At 49.9% G+C, this 13994-nt stretch carries 14 protein-coding genes; 3 read left to right on the forward strand and 11 right to left on the reverse strand.

All coding sequences use genetic code 11. The features are described 5' to 3' along the window. Window positions 1-188: 188 nt before the first annotated feature. The 10 genes from dgoD to AC4EHJ_RS09805 form a co-directional block, all read right to left on the reverse strand. Entirely contained in the window at window positions 189-1337 is a 1149-nt protein-coding gene (gene dgoD / locus AC4EHJ_RS09760; protein ID WP_490975367.1) for a galactonate dehydratase, read from the reverse strand. 17 nt (window positions 1338-1354) lie between these two features. Beyond that, entirely contained in the window at window positions 1355-2005 is a 651-nt protein-coding gene (locus tag AC4EHJ_RS09765; protein WP_490975368.1) for a bifunctional 4-hydroxy-2-oxoglutarate aldolase/2-dehydro-3-deoxy-phosphogluconate aldolase, read from the reverse strand. Between the two features lie 18 nt (window positions 2006-2023). Continuing rightward, complete coding sequence (locus tag AC4EHJ_RS09770; RefSeq protein WP_490975369.1) at window positions 2024-2989, reverse strand: sugar kinase; 966 nt, start codon at window positions 2987-2989, stop codon at window positions 2024-2026. 237 nt (window positions 2990-3226) lie between these two features. Next, window positions 3227-3886, reverse strand: a complete 660-nt coding sequence (locus AC4EHJ_RS09775; protein WP_490975370.1) for a HoxN/HupN/NixA family nickel/cobalt transporter — start codon at window positions 3884-3886, stop codon at window positions 3227-3229. Between the two features lie 21 nt (window positions 3887-3907). After that, window positions 3908-5281, reverse strand: coding sequence for a nickel pincer cofactor biosynthesis protein LarC (larC, locus tag AC4EHJ_RS09780; protein WP_490975371.1), 1374 nt, complete (start codon window positions 5279-5281; stop codon window positions 3908-3910). Continuing rightward, window positions 5262-5957, reverse strand: coding sequence for a nickel pincer cofactor biosynthesis protein LarB (gene larB / locus AC4EHJ_RS09785; protein WP_490975372.1), 696 nt, complete (start codon window positions 5955-5957; stop codon window positions 5262-5264). Before larB ends, larC begins: the two co-directional genes overlap by 20 nt. Window positions 5958-6076: 119 nt before the next feature. After that, window positions 6077-6910: an ATP-dependent sacrificial sulfur transferase LarE gene (gene larE / locus AC4EHJ_RS09790; RefSeq protein ID WP_490975373.1), complete on the reverse strand. Its 834-nt coding sequence runs from the start codon at window positions 6908-6910 to the stop codon at window positions 6077-6079. 22 nt (window positions 6911-6932) lie between these two features. Continuing rightward, window positions 6933-8213 carry a nickel-dependent lactate racemase gene (larA, locus tag AC4EHJ_RS09795; RefSeq protein WP_490975374.1) on the reverse strand — a complete coding sequence of 427 codons (1281 nt, stop codon included), beginning with the start codon at window positions 8211-8213 and terminating at the stop codon, window positions 6933-6935. An 86-nt stretch (window positions 8214-8299) separates the two neighbouring features. Beyond that, window positions 8300-9424: a 2-keto-3-deoxygluconate permease gene (locus AC4EHJ_RS09800; RefSeq protein ID WP_490975375.1), complete on the reverse strand. Its 1125-nt coding sequence runs from the start codon at window positions 9422-9424 to the stop codon at window positions 8300-8302. Next, window positions 9421-10581 (reverse strand): glycerate kinase, encoded by a 1161-nt coding sequence (locus AC4EHJ_RS09805; protein WP_490975376.1) that lies wholly within the window; start codon window positions 10579-10581, stop codon window positions 9421-9423. The genes AC4EHJ_RS09800 and AC4EHJ_RS09805 overlap by 4 nt, the downstream gene beginning before the upstream one ends. A gap of 144 nt (window positions 10582-10725) precedes the next feature. Between AC4EHJ_RS09805 and AC4EHJ_RS09810 the strand changes: the two genes are divergently transcribed. Next, a complete protein-coding gene (locus AC4EHJ_RS09810; protein WP_490975377.1) occupies window positions 10726-11823 on the forward strand; it encodes a CdaR family transcriptional regulator in 1098 nt (365 codons plus the stop codon). 45 nt (window positions 11824-11868) lie between these two features. Here AC4EHJ_RS09810 and AC4EHJ_RS09815 read toward each other — a convergent pair whose 3' ends face one another. Next, window positions 11869-12555 (reverse strand): FusB/FusC family EF-G-binding protein, encoded by a 687-nt coding sequence (locus AC4EHJ_RS09815; protein WP_490975378.1) that lies wholly within the window; start codon window positions 12553-12555, stop codon window positions 11869-11871. A gap of 206 nt (window positions 12556-12761) precedes the next feature. Here AC4EHJ_RS09815 and AC4EHJ_RS09820 point away from each other — a divergent pair, with 206 nt between their 5' ends. Then, window positions 12762-13289 (forward strand): DUF6241 domain-containing protein, encoded by a 528-nt coding sequence (locus AC4EHJ_RS09820; protein WP_490975379.1) that lies wholly within the window; start codon window positions 12762-12764, stop codon window positions 13287-13289. 224 nt (window positions 13290-13513) lie between these two features. Beyond that, entirely contained in the window at window positions 13514-13993 is a 480-nt protein-coding gene (locus tag AC4EHJ_RS09825) for a DUF2975 domain-containing protein (RefSeq protein ID WP_490975380.1), read from the forward strand. The last annotated feature ends 1 nt before the right edge of the window (window position 13994 follow it).

The following is a 13994-nucleotide window of genomic DNA, read 5'->3' on the forward strand; positions in this document are numbered from 1 at the left end:
CCGCTAAAGATAGCGCTTACATGGTTGCGAAATTTTTTTAGTAATAAACAAATTTCACAAACCACTTTGTTTTACATTATAAAACCGCGTTTCTGTTTATTAGAACTAAATTGATTATAAGGTTTAAATTTCAGAATTGTCAATTGTTTTTAGAATTAATTATTCAGAATTAAATAAATACTTTTTTATTACCATTCCGCAATGGTGCCATCCTTATGGCGCCACACCGGATTTTTCCACTCGTGGCCGATTTCTGCTTGCGCACGGACGAATTCTTCGTTTATGGAAATCCCCAGGCCAGGCTTTTGCAGCATCTCCACATAGCCTTCTTTGTATTCAAAAACAGTCGGATCATTCAAGTAATCCAGCAAGTCGCTGCCTTGGTTGTAGTGAATGCCTAAACTCTGTTCCTGGATAAACACATTATGGGAAGTCGCATCCACTTGCAGGCATGAAGCCAACGCAATCGGGCCTAACGGACAATGAGGCGCCACTGCGACGTCATAAGCTTCTGCCATGGCAAAGATTTTTTTGCATTCTGTAATGCCTCCCGCGTGGGACAAGTCCGGCTGGATGATATCCACATATCCATCGTGCAGCAGCTTTTTAAAATCCCATTTTGAATACATTCTCTCACCTGTGGCGATTGGAATGTTGGTGATGCGCGCAATATCACGGAGGGCTTCGTTATTTTCAGGCAATACAGGTTCTTCGATAAACATCGGACGGAATTGCTCCAGCTCTTTGACCAAAATTTTGGCCATCGGCTTATGTACGCGGCCATGAAAATCAATGCCGATGCCAATATTTTTACCGACAGCTTCCCGGACTGCAGCAATCCTTGCTACTGCCTGGTCTACTTTCTCGTATGAATCGATATACTGAAGCTCTTCCGTTCCGTTCATTTTCACAGCGGTGAATCCTGCAGCTACTTTTTCCAATGCTGCTTTGCCAACATCACTCGGACGATCGCCGCCAATCCAGGAATACACACGGACAGAATCTCGGCATGCTCCACCCATCAGCTCAGAAATAGGGGCATTGTGATATTTCCCTTTGATATCCCACAACGCTTGGTCAATGCCTGAAATCGCACTCATCAAAATTGGGCCTCCCCGGTAAAAACCTGAGCGGTACATCATTTGCCACAGGTCTTCAATCCGCCTTGGATCTTGGCCGATCAAATAAGAACTTAGTTCTTCAACAGCAGCTTTAACAGTCGCAGCTCTTCCTTCGACAATCGGTTCGCCCCAGCCTGATATGCCTTCATCAGTCTCGATTTTCAAGAACAGCCATCTTGGCGGGACGATAAACGTTTCCAGCTTCGTAATTTTCATTAAAAAATCCCCCTTTTTTAATTCATCTTTTTAGCGTTTTGTATTTTCTCAACAAATTGCTTGGCAATGCTTGCCAGATCGTCGTAGCGTCCCTCTGCAATAGCTTTGCTGTCCACCAAAGAACCTCCCACACCTACAGCTACAGCACCATTTTTTATAAATGCTTCAACATTCTCCAGGTTGACGCCGCCAGTCGGCATCATGGGAATGTGGCTAAGCGGCCCCCGTAAATCTTTTATGTAATTTTCGTTGAACGCCCCTCCAGGAAAAATTTTCAGCAGATCCGCTCCTGCTGCGTAGGCATTCAGCACTTCAGTCGGCGTCATGACCCCTGGAATTGAAATTTTTCCGTACCGATTGGTCATTTGGATTGTTTCAACATCAAATGTCGGGCTAAAGATAAAATCTGCCCCCGCATCAATGGCAAGTTTTGCAGATACCGCATCCAAAACCGTCCCGGCCCCCACTAAAACCCGATCATCGTACTTTTTTTTCAAGTCATTGATCATTCCAAGAGCTCCTTGTGTATCAAGCGTGATTTCCAACGCTCCGGTACCGCCTTCAACAAGCGCTTCCGCTATATGATGGATTTGGCTCCTTTCAGGCTTGCGGATTACTGCCACAATTCCAGATTCTTTTAACCGAATTAAATCTTCCCACTTTTTCACTTTTATAGCCTCCCTGGTTCAGCGATTTACATCTTGTTTGTTTTCAGCATTTGCCATGAAGTTTTCTAAATCCCGAAGGGTCGGCAAACCTTCGATATCCCCTTTCACTCTCACAACCATCGACCCGATTGCGTTAGCCTGCCGGACCGTTTCAGGCAGGGGCTTGCTGCGCAGCAGACCGCTGATGATGCCCGCAGCAAAGCCGTCTCCAGCACCTACAGGATCGACTATTTGATTGACTGGAAAACCGTCAACGAAGATTTTTTCATCTTTGGTATGCAAATAAGCGCCTTTGCTGCCTAGTTTTAGAATGATTATTTTGTTCTTATCCTTTAGCAGAGCCGTTGCTACAGCTTCAACATCCCTTTCTCCTGTCATTAATTGCCCTTCATCAAGGCCCGGCAGAATAACGTCTGCGCTGTCAGCTATTTCATTTAATACTTTCTTTGCCACCTCTTTTGGCCACAGCTTCAAACGGAGATTCGGATCAAAAACCACCAGTGTATTATTTTTTTTAGCAATTTCAATCGCCTTTTTAATCGTTTGATAACTCGTTTCGCTCAGCGCTGGAGTAATTCCGGTGATATGAAGAATTTTTGAATTGGCAATAGCTTGTTCATCCAAATCTTCAGGCATCATCAAGCTCGCAGCAGAATTTTTTCGGTAATAATAAACATTCATATTTTCTGGAGACAATTGTTCTTTGAAGAATATTCCCGTTGGTGCCTCACCAGTAAAAATGCATGAAGCTGTATCCACTCCTTCACCGCGTATACTTTTCAAGATAAATTGCCCAAATGGATCGTCGCCAAGTTTGCTGAACCAGCTGACAGTATGGCCCAGCCGCGTCAATCCAATTGCAACATTCGACTCTGCACCGCCAATCCTCATTGGAAACTGATGGATATATTCTAACGGCATCATCATCTCCGGTTGAAAAAGAACCATTGTTTCCCCGAAAGTAAATACTTCTGATTGACTCATCCTACACATCCTTATCATGTTAGAAAATGAAGTCTTTTCTAATTAGTTTTATATTATAGCACTCGGTTTTGTAATTATTCTACACTTTTAATTGTTGTAGTTCAACAATTATTTAAATTATCCAACAACTTTAGATGGGATTCTTACATGCTTTTTTTTTTGAATTTCTATTTAATTCACTGCAACTAAAAAGGGCTTTCCACGTTATGTGGAAAGCCCTTTCGATTTAATTCAATTTTAGATCCACAGCTTGAACAGCCCTTCATTGATCCCGAGATTGTACATATAATAAAGGCCGAACGCGGCGCTGAGGAGGCCGGCGAACTGGATGAGCGGTTTGTTGATGCTGCGCTTGTTCTTGCTCATGACAAACGGAATGCCGATTATGGTGTTGAAAAACAGCATTGAGACGATGGTGCCGAGCCCGAATACCAAAATATAGGCCGCTCCCTGCCAAACGCTGTCGACAGTGCCGAGCGTCAGCAAAATGATTGCTGCGCTGCCGGCAAGGCCATGGATAAAGCCCATGATTAATGGCTTTCGGTATGAAAATTTGCCGTCCGTGCCCGCCGTTTGTGCATCGTGGTGACCGTTTTTCCGGTGAGAAGCCATGGCCGTTACGCCGAAATAGACGAGCATGATGCCAACGAGAAATTCGAGGCTCATTGCCCATTTGTCAGAGATGCTGATTTTCAAGACGATCAGCAGCATGCCGACGACGAAAAGCGTGCTGGTGTGGCCGATGCCCCAGAACACGCCCACGAGCGACGACTTCCATAGTTTCTTGCTTTGGCTCGCAATCGTCGACACGCCGATGATGTGGTCCGGCTCGAGCGCATGCTTGATGCCGAGAAGGAATCCGATGGTTAAGATGGACAATAAGCTGATTTGCTCCAAAATAATGACCTCATATCTTCTTTAGACTTTTGCTAGTATGCCTGCTGCTTGCTGGACTTCCTGGAAGACGTCGCGCAAAGGCACGTTGTGGGCGGCAGCCGCGGTTTTCACTTCTTCGAACTCCGGCGCCACTTTGATGATTTCGCCATCTAAGCTTCCCACTTTGACGGTGATGCTGCCGTAAGGGGTATCGACGGTTTTGAATTCACGGTCGAGGATGTGCCTAGTCCACTGGGCTTTGCGGACACCGAATGTGCTCGTTTCGCGCAGCAGGATGTCTTCCAGCAAAAAAGCGTTCTGTGGCTTCGCGAGAACGGTGATGAGCGTGCCCGGGCGGCTTTTCTTCATGGTAACCGGCGTGTAATAGACGTCAAGTGCGCCTTCAGTGAGCAGTTTCTCCATGACATAGCCGAGCGTTTCGCCCGTCGAGTCGTCGAGCTGGCATTCGAGCACAGTGATGGTTTCACGCGCAGCGGCTGTTTCTTCATTGAACAGCAACGCCCGGATGACGTTCGGGTGTTCGAAATTCTTCTTGCCCGCGCCGTAGCCGATGTTCTCGATGGCGAGTGCCGGCAAATGGCCATAGTCGTCCGCGAGGGCTTTCAGGAACGCCGCTCCAGTCGGTGTGGTCAGTTCGCCGCGCACGTGGAAATCCGCGAGCGGGACACCTTTCAGGATTTCTGCCGTGGCCGGTGCTGGAATCGGATACAGGCCGTGGGCAATCATAATTTTGCCGTGGCCGGTTGGCACAGGCGACGACACGATGCGGTCGACGCTGAGGCTTTCGAGCGCCAGACACACGCCGATGATGTCGATGATGGAATCCATTGCGCCGACTTCGTGGAAATGCACCTCTGCCGGGTCCATACCGTGGATTTTGCCTTCGGCTTGTGCGATGACTTCGAATACCGCCAGACTGCGCTGTTTGACACGCGCCGGCAAATCACTGTCCGCAATCATACCGAGAATCGTCGACGCTTTGCGATGGGAATGCGAATGGTGGCCGTCGTCATGGGCATGTTCATGGCTATGTTCGTGATCATGGGAATGGCTGTGTGAATGTGAGTCGCTATGGGTTTCGCCGTGGGAATGCGTATGCCCATCGTCGTGCGTATGCGAGTGGCTATGCGCTTCACTGTGTGAATGGCTATGTTCATGCGGATTGTCATGGGAATGGCTGTGCGCCGCTTCTCCTGCGTCCTGAAACTGCAGATCCAAGAGTTTTGCCGAAATGCCGCGCTTGTCGACTTGTTTGACATTCAGTGTGAATGGATCGATCGGCATTTTTTTCAGGTGTTCGCTGATGTAATCGATGTCGGCGCCCAGATCGATCAGCGCAGACAGCGTCATATCGCCGGAAATGCCGGACTGGCAATCAAGATATAGAAGTTTCATGGTGGACCCCCTCAGACGCTAGTTTCATGATCATGGCGGCTTGGTAAGCTGCACCGAAGCCGTTATCAATATTGACGACGCTTAGGCCGGATGCGCAGGAGCTCATCATGGCGAGCAACGGCGTGATGCCTTCGAGATGTGCGCCATACCCGACCGATGTCGGGACAGCGATGACCGGCCGCTGCACGAGCCCGCCGACAACGCTTGGCAATGCGCCCTCCATGCCAGCGACGACGATGAGGACGCTCGCTTTGGTGATGTCGTCGCGGTAAGCGAGCAGGCGGTCGATGCCTGCGACGCCGACGTCATACAAGCGCCTCACTTTGCATCCCATCCACTCGGCGGTGATTGCCGCTTCTTCCGCTACGAACAAATCGGACGTGCCGGCTGCCAGCACCATCACTTCGCCGCCGAAGTTCAGGACGGGCTTGCCGTAAAGCAGGATGCGCGATGTGCTGTCATACACCGCTTCCGGAAAGCGCTCCAACAGGATCTCCGCTTTTTCTTTGGCGACCCGCGTCACCATGACTTTACCGTGGCGTTCGATCAGCTTGCCCATAATCGGTTCAATGTGTTCAACCGCTTTCCCTTCGCCGTAAATGACTTCCGGAAAGCCTTGCCGCTGCTCCCGGTCGTAATCCACTTTGCTGAATCCCAAGTCTTCAAAGTTCTCCATATGCTCACCTGCTGTCTTAGTCTTGGCAATAAAAGCGCTCCGCTTTTAATCCAGAATACTGTTGTCTTGCAAAGAAACGAACCCGTCTGAAAAGACCGGGTCCGCCTGTTATGTGTTTATCAATTTACTTTATCGGCCATTTCTTCTTCGGTCAACACTTCATTCATGCTGCCGGTGCGGTAGCCGCGAAGGTCGATGGAGATGTACTGGAAGCCGAGCGTTGTCAGTTTCAACAGGATTTGGTCGCGGAATCCGGCTAATTTCGCTATATCAGCAGGCGCAACTTCGATGCGCGCCGTGTTGCCGTGATGGCGAACGCGCACCATATTAATGCCGAGTTTCGCAATGAATTTCTCCGCTTCGTCGACTTGGCGGATTTTCTCTTTGTCGAGGCGTTCGCCGTACGGAATGCGGGAAGACAGGCTGCACGATGCCGGCTTGTCCCAAACCGGGAGTCCGAGCTCTTTCGACAATTCACGCACTTCGCGCTTGTAAAGGTCCGCTTCCTGCAGCACGCTGCGTGCGCCGGCTTCTGTGCGGGCGCGCAGGCCTGGGCGGAAGTCGTCCAGGTCGTCCATGATCATGCCATCGAGGACATGGCCGTAGCCAAGTTCTTGCGCTAAATCATTCAAGTGGCCGTACAATAATTTCTTGCTGAAATACCAGCTTTCTGGCGTGTTTGCCGCAACGCCTTCGTCTTCAAGTTCCTTGATTTCGGTTTTCAGCACTTTCGCGCCCATGTCTTCTGCCAATTTGACAGCTCCTGCGAATTCTTCTTTGCGGAACAGTTCAGAACCGACGACAACGGCGAGGACGTTGTCCCCTCCAAGTACCTGCTGCGCGCGCTTTAGCACCAATGTGCTGTCGACGCCGCCTGAGAATGCTACGATAACGCGGTTCATGCTGGATAAGATGTCACCGAGTTTGTTGTTTTTTTCAGTAGTTAAGCTCATAGGGAATTGCTCCTTTGTGGTTTTATTTTTGTATCAATGCTTGTTCTTCTACATACGGAATCGTCAATGGGCCGAGCGGAAGCACTGCAATCGTCATGCTTTCACCGTATTTCTGTTTCAATTCTTCGATTGTCGCTTCAATATTATGAGTCGGCTTCAGCATGGCGCTTTCCACTTGTTCGTCGGTCAGTTTCGAGTAGACGAAGACGTCCGCCCACACCTGGATGACGGCCTGCTTTTGCACCTGCCACTGGTCAAACACTTTGAATTCCGGATTGTTAATCATATCGAGCAGCTCTTGCGGCGATTTTGCCATGCCGAAGATTCCTTTATAATTGCCATGGTCCGGCAGCCCATCCGAACATTCGGACGCGATGATGATCGAACCGCCTTCTTTAACGATTTTATGCGCCGCGCTCATCCCTTTGACCGCCTGGTAGAGATTCTGGTCGAGCGGGTAGCCTGAATTCGAAGTAATGACCACGTCAAAGCGCTCATCGCAGCGGAGCATGGCATGCTCTTTAGCAAATGCACAGCCCTGGTCGTGCGCTTCATAAAGCTCGCCGGCAAAGATTGCCGTGATGTCCTTGTCCCGGTTGAGTGTCACGTTGAGCATGAAATCCGGCTTGCACATGCCGTTGATCTCGCGTGTCATGTCCTGTACCGGGTTGTCGACCATATTGCCCCAAGTCGCGAGTGGGTCGCCGATCATTCGAGCGTTATGGAACGTCATGATGGTTTCGATCCCGGCGATGCCCGGCATCATGCCTTTCGGCCCGCCGGAAAAGCCGGCGAAGAAATGGGGTTCGATAAAACCGGTGACAATTTTGAAATCTGATTCGACATAATCCTTGTTGAGGTAAACATCGCAGCCGAAGCGGCTGTGGCCGACGTTGACAAGCGTTTCTTTGTCGTGGCAATGATTGTTGACGATGCGGATATTGTCGACCACCCATTCGCCGAGCATACCGACGAATTCTTCGCGCGTCTGGTCGCGGTGCGTGCCCGTGCCGTTGATGACGACGAAATTCTCAAGCGGTACGTGATTTAATTCCTCGATCAATGCCGGCACCAGGATGTGGTTCGGCGTCGGGCGCGTGATGTCTGAAATAACAATTGACACGGTATCGGTCGCCTTCACCGAATCGCGCAGCGGCGCGGAATTGATGGGATTGCGCAATGCCTGGCGAATCGCTTCTTTATGGTCTTCCAGCTCTGGCAGGTTTTTCGGTTCGATGATGAATGCATGGTCGGGCAGATCCAGGACCAGCCCGTCTTGTCCGTAAAGCAGCTCTGTTTTCATGGGAAACCCTCACTTTTCGTCAGATTTGTTGCAGGTGCAGATAACACGTTATCCCCCTATCGGAAAATAGGGGGATAATTCTATGCTTAAAGTTCTGTGGCTTCTTTAGTTTTGGTTTTCTTGCGGTCAGTATCAACTTCGTCAAGCGTACCGTCGATGCCCCGTTTGCGCTGGTATCTGTCCATCAGGATAACCCCGAGCGGGCACAGCAATGCAGTGGTGATTGTTGAAATAGAGATTTGAGCAGTCGCAATCGGTACGATGCTTTCAAGCTGAGCGTATTCCGCCACTGACATAGCCCCTGAACTTACAGCTACTGCAGCAGCTGCCAATATTGCCGCAGGAGTGGCCGCAGCGTTTCCTGCCGTCGACGATTCCGCGATTGGTGCGATAAAGCTTTTCTCTTTGAAAATCTTGAATGCCAGGATGCCAAGTGCTGCGGTGACGAAAAACGTTAAGAACGCAAGTGCGAGTCCGCCGGCAAGTACTTCTGGATTAAAGAAGTTGGCTAGGTTCATGCCCGCTCCCAGAGCGAATGCGAAGAACGGAATCGGCAGGATTTCACCCGGTTTCAGGAACTCGCGGATTTTCGGATCCAGATTCCCTAAAATCATGCCGATTGCAAGCGGCAAAAGGACCGCGATAAAGGAGATGACCGGGAACGCAGTCCCCATCAGGCCAAGTGCCACCAAGGTGAAGAACGGGCCATCATTAAGCGACAGGATTGACAAACCACCGACGTCCGAACGGTTGCCGTATTGGCCAGTCAATGCCGCATAGAGTCCGCCGTTGCTATTTGTCATACCGGCAATGATGGCAAGTGTCGAGAGGCCGAGAAGGCCGTGCCATGGATCAAAGAAGAATCCGAATGCCACCCCGACGACAACGCCGCCAAGGTATTTAGATCCCGTTAAAATTGCTCCTTTTTTCAGTGCTTTGGCACCGACTTTCATGTTCATCTGGCTGCCGATAGAGAAAAGGAACAAAGCGATCAGCACCAGCGCGCCGTCTTTGAATAATTCCTGGGAGAATCCGCCGATGCGCAGAAACTCGTAAAAGCCTTCATCCGTTGGTGCGGCACCAAGCCACTTCAAGATATTTTGAACAAAAGGCAAATGAAGCTGGTCAATCGTGTTCAGTGTAGCGCCAAGCAATAACGGCACAATCATCAAGCCGCCTGGTACTTTCTCCATCGTATCTTTTATTCTCATACTAATAGCCTCCCTTTTTGTGTAACACTTTGGTGAAAATAAGCCCGCACGACTTGCTCTGTGGCGGTTTCAATCAATTCTGCGGCCCCTTCGATCGCCTGTTTCAGCGACATCGGGCCATTGACAATGCTGTGGATGCTAACGACACCGAAATCGTGCAGCGCTTCTGCGCCTTTTCCGACCGAACCAGCGAGGATAATCGTTGGCACCCCTTGGTCTTTTGCACGTTCCGCAACCCCCATCGGCGTTTTGCCGAAGGTCGTCTGGCTGTCCACTTGCCCTTCGCCCGTAATGACGAGGTCCGTATTTTTCAATTGTTCGTTCAAGCCGATGTAATCCAATACGACGTCAACCCCGCGCTTCATCTTGCTCGGGAAGAAGGCCTGGAACGCGCCGCCGATACCGCCCGCCGCGCCTGCTCCCGCCTGTCCGTGAAGCGACGTGCCGGTCGTTTTATAAATTTGGTCCGCCCAATGGGCCATGTGGCAGTCGAGCATTTCCACTTCTTCTGGAGATGCGCCTTTTTGTGGCCCAAAAACATGTGAAGCGCCTTCGGGTCCGATCAGCGGATTCTGAACATCTGAAGCGATGATGAATTGGCTTTGAGAGATGCGTTTATCAAAAGTCGCAACATCAATAGCCGCTACCTCATTCAACGAACCGCCTCCGAAGCCAATATTATGGCCTTCGCCGTCAAGCAGACGCATGCCAAGCGCCTGCAGCATCCCGGCACCGCCGTCATTGGTCGCCGATCCTCCGAGTCCGATGATGAACGACCTGAAGCCGTCATCAAGTGCGCTGCGAATCAATTCGCCAGTGCCGTAAGTTGTCGCTGTCAATGGCGCCAATTGCCCTTCCGGCACGAGGTGCAGGCCCGACGCCGACGCCATTTCGACAACGCAGGTCTTGCCATCGCCCAATATGCCATAAGCCGCCTCGACTTGATCTTGCAGCGGTCCGGTTACCGTGACTTTCTGTATCCGGCCGCCGGTTGCCGCGACTAGTGTTTCCATGGTCCCTTCACCGCCGTCTCCTATCGGCAGCAGCACGGTTACGGCTCCCGCAAAGGCTTTTTTGATGCCTTTATCGATTGCCTGTGCCGCTTCGACCGCTGTCAAACTTCCTTTGAATGAGTCTGGAGCAATTATGATCCTCATCAAATCCCCCTTCCGAAAGCGCTTTCACTAACTTAGTCTAAATTATATGAATATTGACTCCATTCGTCTATGGCTATAAGCTATAAAAATAAAACGTTTTCATTCGAATAAATTGTACAGATCAACCAAAGAGGTGGATAAATTATGCAAATGCTCAACCAAAAAATGGCAAACGACATTGTCAGAGAGACTTCCGTGCGCTTGCACCGCAACGTTAATATCATGAATACGGAAGGCCGCATCATCGCTGCGCTGGACAAATCCCGCATCGGCGCGGTCCATGAAGGCGCTCGCCAAGTGCTTGCTACGGGACAGTCGCTGGCGATTGCCGAAGGCCAGGAATGGGAAGGCGCGCAGCCCGGCGTTAACTTGCCCATCGTCTTTATGGGAGAACTGATCGGCGTCATCGGAATTACGGGAGCCCCTGAGGAACTCGAAGACATCGGCGAACTGGTGAAGATGACGACCGAATTGATGATCCGCCAAGCTTTCCTCGACTCCCAAATGGAATGGCAGCAGCGCACAAAAGAAATGATCATCGACCAATTGCTGAAGAAAGATCCGTCGATTGCAACTGTCGAAGAAAACCTGGCGTTATTGGGGCTGCGCCTCGACCCGCCGTTCACTTCCATCATCGTCCAGTTTACAGAACGCGCGACAGCCAATCGCATCCTCATCCAGCAAGTGGAAAAAGCCATCGGCAAAGGCATCGCCAGCTTTATCAACGTCAATCGCCTCGTGATCATTCTCAGCGGTTTCGAGGAAGAAGATGTCGACGGCCAAGTCCAAACGCTGCACGCGCTGCTGAAAAAACTCGATATCCAGTTCCGGATGTCGTACAGCCTGCCCTATAACCATCTGCGCAAATTCAGCCAGTCATACGAAGACTGCGAGATTACGCTGGAAATCAGCGGCTCGGGCAAAGAACTGACGTCGTTCGCTTACATCGAACTGAAATCGCTGTTCTACCAAGTGGATGAAACCGTCGCTGAACGTTTTGCTCACCGCGTCCTGAAAAACTTGGACAAGACCAAAGCCGAAACGCTGGAATCGTTCTTCGCCAATAACCTCAACATCCAAAAGACGGCGGATGATTTGTTTCTGCACCGCAATACGCTCATTTACCGCCTGAAAAAAATTGTTGACGACACCGGCTACGACCCAAAGAATTTCAAAGACGCACTGATTTTGCAGGCAGCGCTGTGGATTTTCCAGAAATGGGAACGCAAATCCATGTCCTAAAACGCACAAAAAAGGCTTTCCGTTTTTGGAAAGCCTTTTTTGTCTTTACTTTTGCAGGCGCGCCACGAAATTCGTGAGGCGCTCAAGCGTATTGATGTTGCGGTTGCATACTGCGTTGTCCGTGCAAATGTAATTTCCCCGTTTGACGAATTGGTCCTGTCCGGAACTTTTCGTGCGGGCGGTGAACAAGCCGACTTCGCTGTGGCGGTTGCAGACGGCGCAGACGCCTTTTTTCTGGCTGCTCGACAGCGTCCCGGAGACGCCTTCAAGCCTACCGTCTTTCTGGGTCGCGAGGTACATCAAATTCGAACTTTCGGTCCACGCTAAATATGACATCTTGCTGAAGTCGACGGTATCGGGCTTTGGCCCTTTGAACTTTTTCGCTTTCGGGAACAGCTTGGCAAGCGCTTCGCTGGTGACTGCAGGGAACGGAATGATGTACTGCTCGAGCCCTTTGAGGAACACTTCGGCGTCCGCCGCTTCTTTTACTGCGGACAGCGGATTCAACACTTTTTTCTGTTCTTCGGTCAGCGCAGGGAACGTTCTGAAAACTTTCTCGTGCGCCAGATGCCGCAGCACGCTGAGCACTTCGGCGTCGTTGCCTGTTGCCTGTCCTGTGACAAGGATCGCGGCCTGGTCTTTGATGAAATTGAATTGATCGTTTTGGATGAACGCTTCAAGACGGTCCGATGCGCCGCCGGTTTTATTGGTCGTTTCTCTGACATGTATCATTATAAGCCACTCCTTATCACTTTGAATGGTGTCTATAAAGGAAGCCAAGGATCAGAACGGAAGCTCTTCCTTTTCATTCATCATACTTGAATTGACTGTCAATTTCCATTTGCGCAAACCTCACCCTTTTAATGGAAGATTGTTGCCATCCAGTAATTTACAGGTGATAATTGAGAAAATGGAATTTCATGTGAAGGAGCGATTTAATGAAACAAATAGCATTCGCGGCATTTATTAGTCTCGGCGTCTTGGCATTGCTCGGTGTTGGCGGATTTCTGCTAATCCAGAACGGCTCTACTAGTAAAGAGCAAACGCCCGCAACGATCATCGTGAGCGAGAAGCCAGCCGCGCAGCCGGCAAATGTCCAAGCTCCGCAGGAGGAATTCACCGGCAGTTCGAGCAGCCACATCAATCTGTCTGACGGCATGAGCAATTACGATGTGCAATTATACCTTCATGAAATGACGCATCACAAAGTTTACGCCGACATTAAATTCGGCTCCCGGCCTTTAACGAGCGAAAGCATTGCCAGGCTGATTGAAATCGTGGAGAAAAACAGCTATCCCGATGAAAAATTCTATCTGGAAACACTGGACGCATGGCAGGAAGGCAATTTCTCCAATGCGGTTGAAGTCCACAACACCATCTGGGGCTGGCATAGCGGAACAATCGGCAAGGCCACCCGGCTCATGACGCCACAGGAAGAACAAGATTATATTGATATGAATTCTTAGGCATTTGTGAAGCATTTCCCGATTGATGGGAGATGCTTTTTATTTGAAAAAGCGATATTTTTGTCTATAAACAACATTTATTTATTGATAAACGATATATTGTAAGATATAATCAAATCAATAACCTGAAAGGGAAGGATCTGGCCATTCGTGCAGATGATGTGGAACCACCTGTTAAATCACCATCCACCCTTCTTAAAATTATTGGAAATGAGGTGCTTTAAATGAAACGGGAAACACTTTTTTTGAAGGCAGTAATCGTCTTAATGGCGCTGCCAGTACTGGCGGTGTGCATTTTCGTCGTGCCTCCGATGTCGGAGTTCGCCGGCGAATTGATCGTCCGCGTGCCTTTTGTTCAATACTTCTTTATGGCGGCGCTTTACGCAACGGCCGCAGCCTATTTTGTGGCGTTATACCAGACTTTGAAGCTGCTCGGCTATATTGATCGCAACATTGCTTTCTCAGAGCTTTCGATCAAAGCCCTAAAGAACATCAAGCGCTGCGCACTGGCCATTACTGTCTTGTATCTATTGTGCCTGCCGATTATTCTTTATGTGGCGCAAGTCGATGACGCTCCGGGCCTTGGCGGACTTGGCCTCGTCATCACATTCGGTGCATTGGTCATCGCGGTTTTCGCAGCGGTGCTCCAGAAGCTGCTGCAAAATGCCATCGATATAAAATCTGAAAATGATTTGACGGTCTGAG

This window comes from Planococcus sp. TJ-301 (assembly GCF_058268475.1).

What these genes read in the sequence shown, in the direction of transcription:
- dgoD (WP_490975367.1), bottom strand. Translation starts at nt 1,337, where the DNA reads ATGAAAATTACGAAGCTGGAAACGTTTATCGTCCCGCCAAGATGGCTG.
- larA (WP_490975374.1), bottom strand. Translation starts at nt 8,213, where the DNA reads ATGAAAACAGAGCTGCTTTACGGACAAGACGGGCTGGTCCTGGATCTG.
- larE (WP_490975373.1), bottom strand. Translation starts at nt 6,910, where the DNA reads ATGAGCTTAACTACTGAAAAAAACAACAAACTCGGTGACATCTTATCC.
- larB (WP_490975372.1), bottom strand. Translation starts at nt 5,957, where the DNA reads ATGGAGAACTTTGAAGACTTGGGATTCAGCAAAGTGGATTACGACCGG.
- AC4EHJ_RS09805 (WP_490975376.1), bottom strand. Translation starts at nt 10,581, where the DNA reads ATGAGGATCATAATTGCTCCAGACTCATTCAAAGGAAGTTTGACAGCG.
- AC4EHJ_RS09825 (WP_490975380.1), top strand. Translation starts at nt 13,514, where the DNA reads ATGAAACGGGAAACACTTTTTTTGAAGGCAGTAATCGTCTTAATGGCG.
- larC (WP_490975371.1), bottom strand. Translation starts at nt 5,281, where the DNA reads ATGAAACTTCTATATCTTGATTGCCAGTCCGGCATTTCCGGCGATATG.
- AC4EHJ_RS09800 (WP_490975375.1), bottom strand. Translation starts at nt 9,424, where the DNA reads ATGAGAATAAAAGATACGATGGAGAAAGTACCAGGCGGCTTGATGATT.
- AC4EHJ_RS09820 (WP_490975379.1), top strand. Translation starts at nt 12,762, where the DNA reads ATGAAACAAATAGCATTCGCGGCATTTATTAGTCTCGGCGTCTTGGCA.
- AC4EHJ_RS09770 (WP_490975369.1), bottom strand. Translation starts at nt 2,989, where the DNA reads ATGAGTCAATCAGAAGTATTTACTTTCGGGGAAACAATGGTTCTTTTT.
- AC4EHJ_RS09815 (WP_490975378.1), bottom strand. Translation starts at nt 12,555, where the DNA reads ATGATACATGTCAGAGAAACGACCAATAAAACCGGCGGCGCATCGGAC.
- AC4EHJ_RS09810 (WP_490975377.1), top strand. Translation starts at nt 10,726, where the DNA reads ATGCAAATGCTCAACCAAAAAATGGCAAACGACATTGTCAGAGAGACT.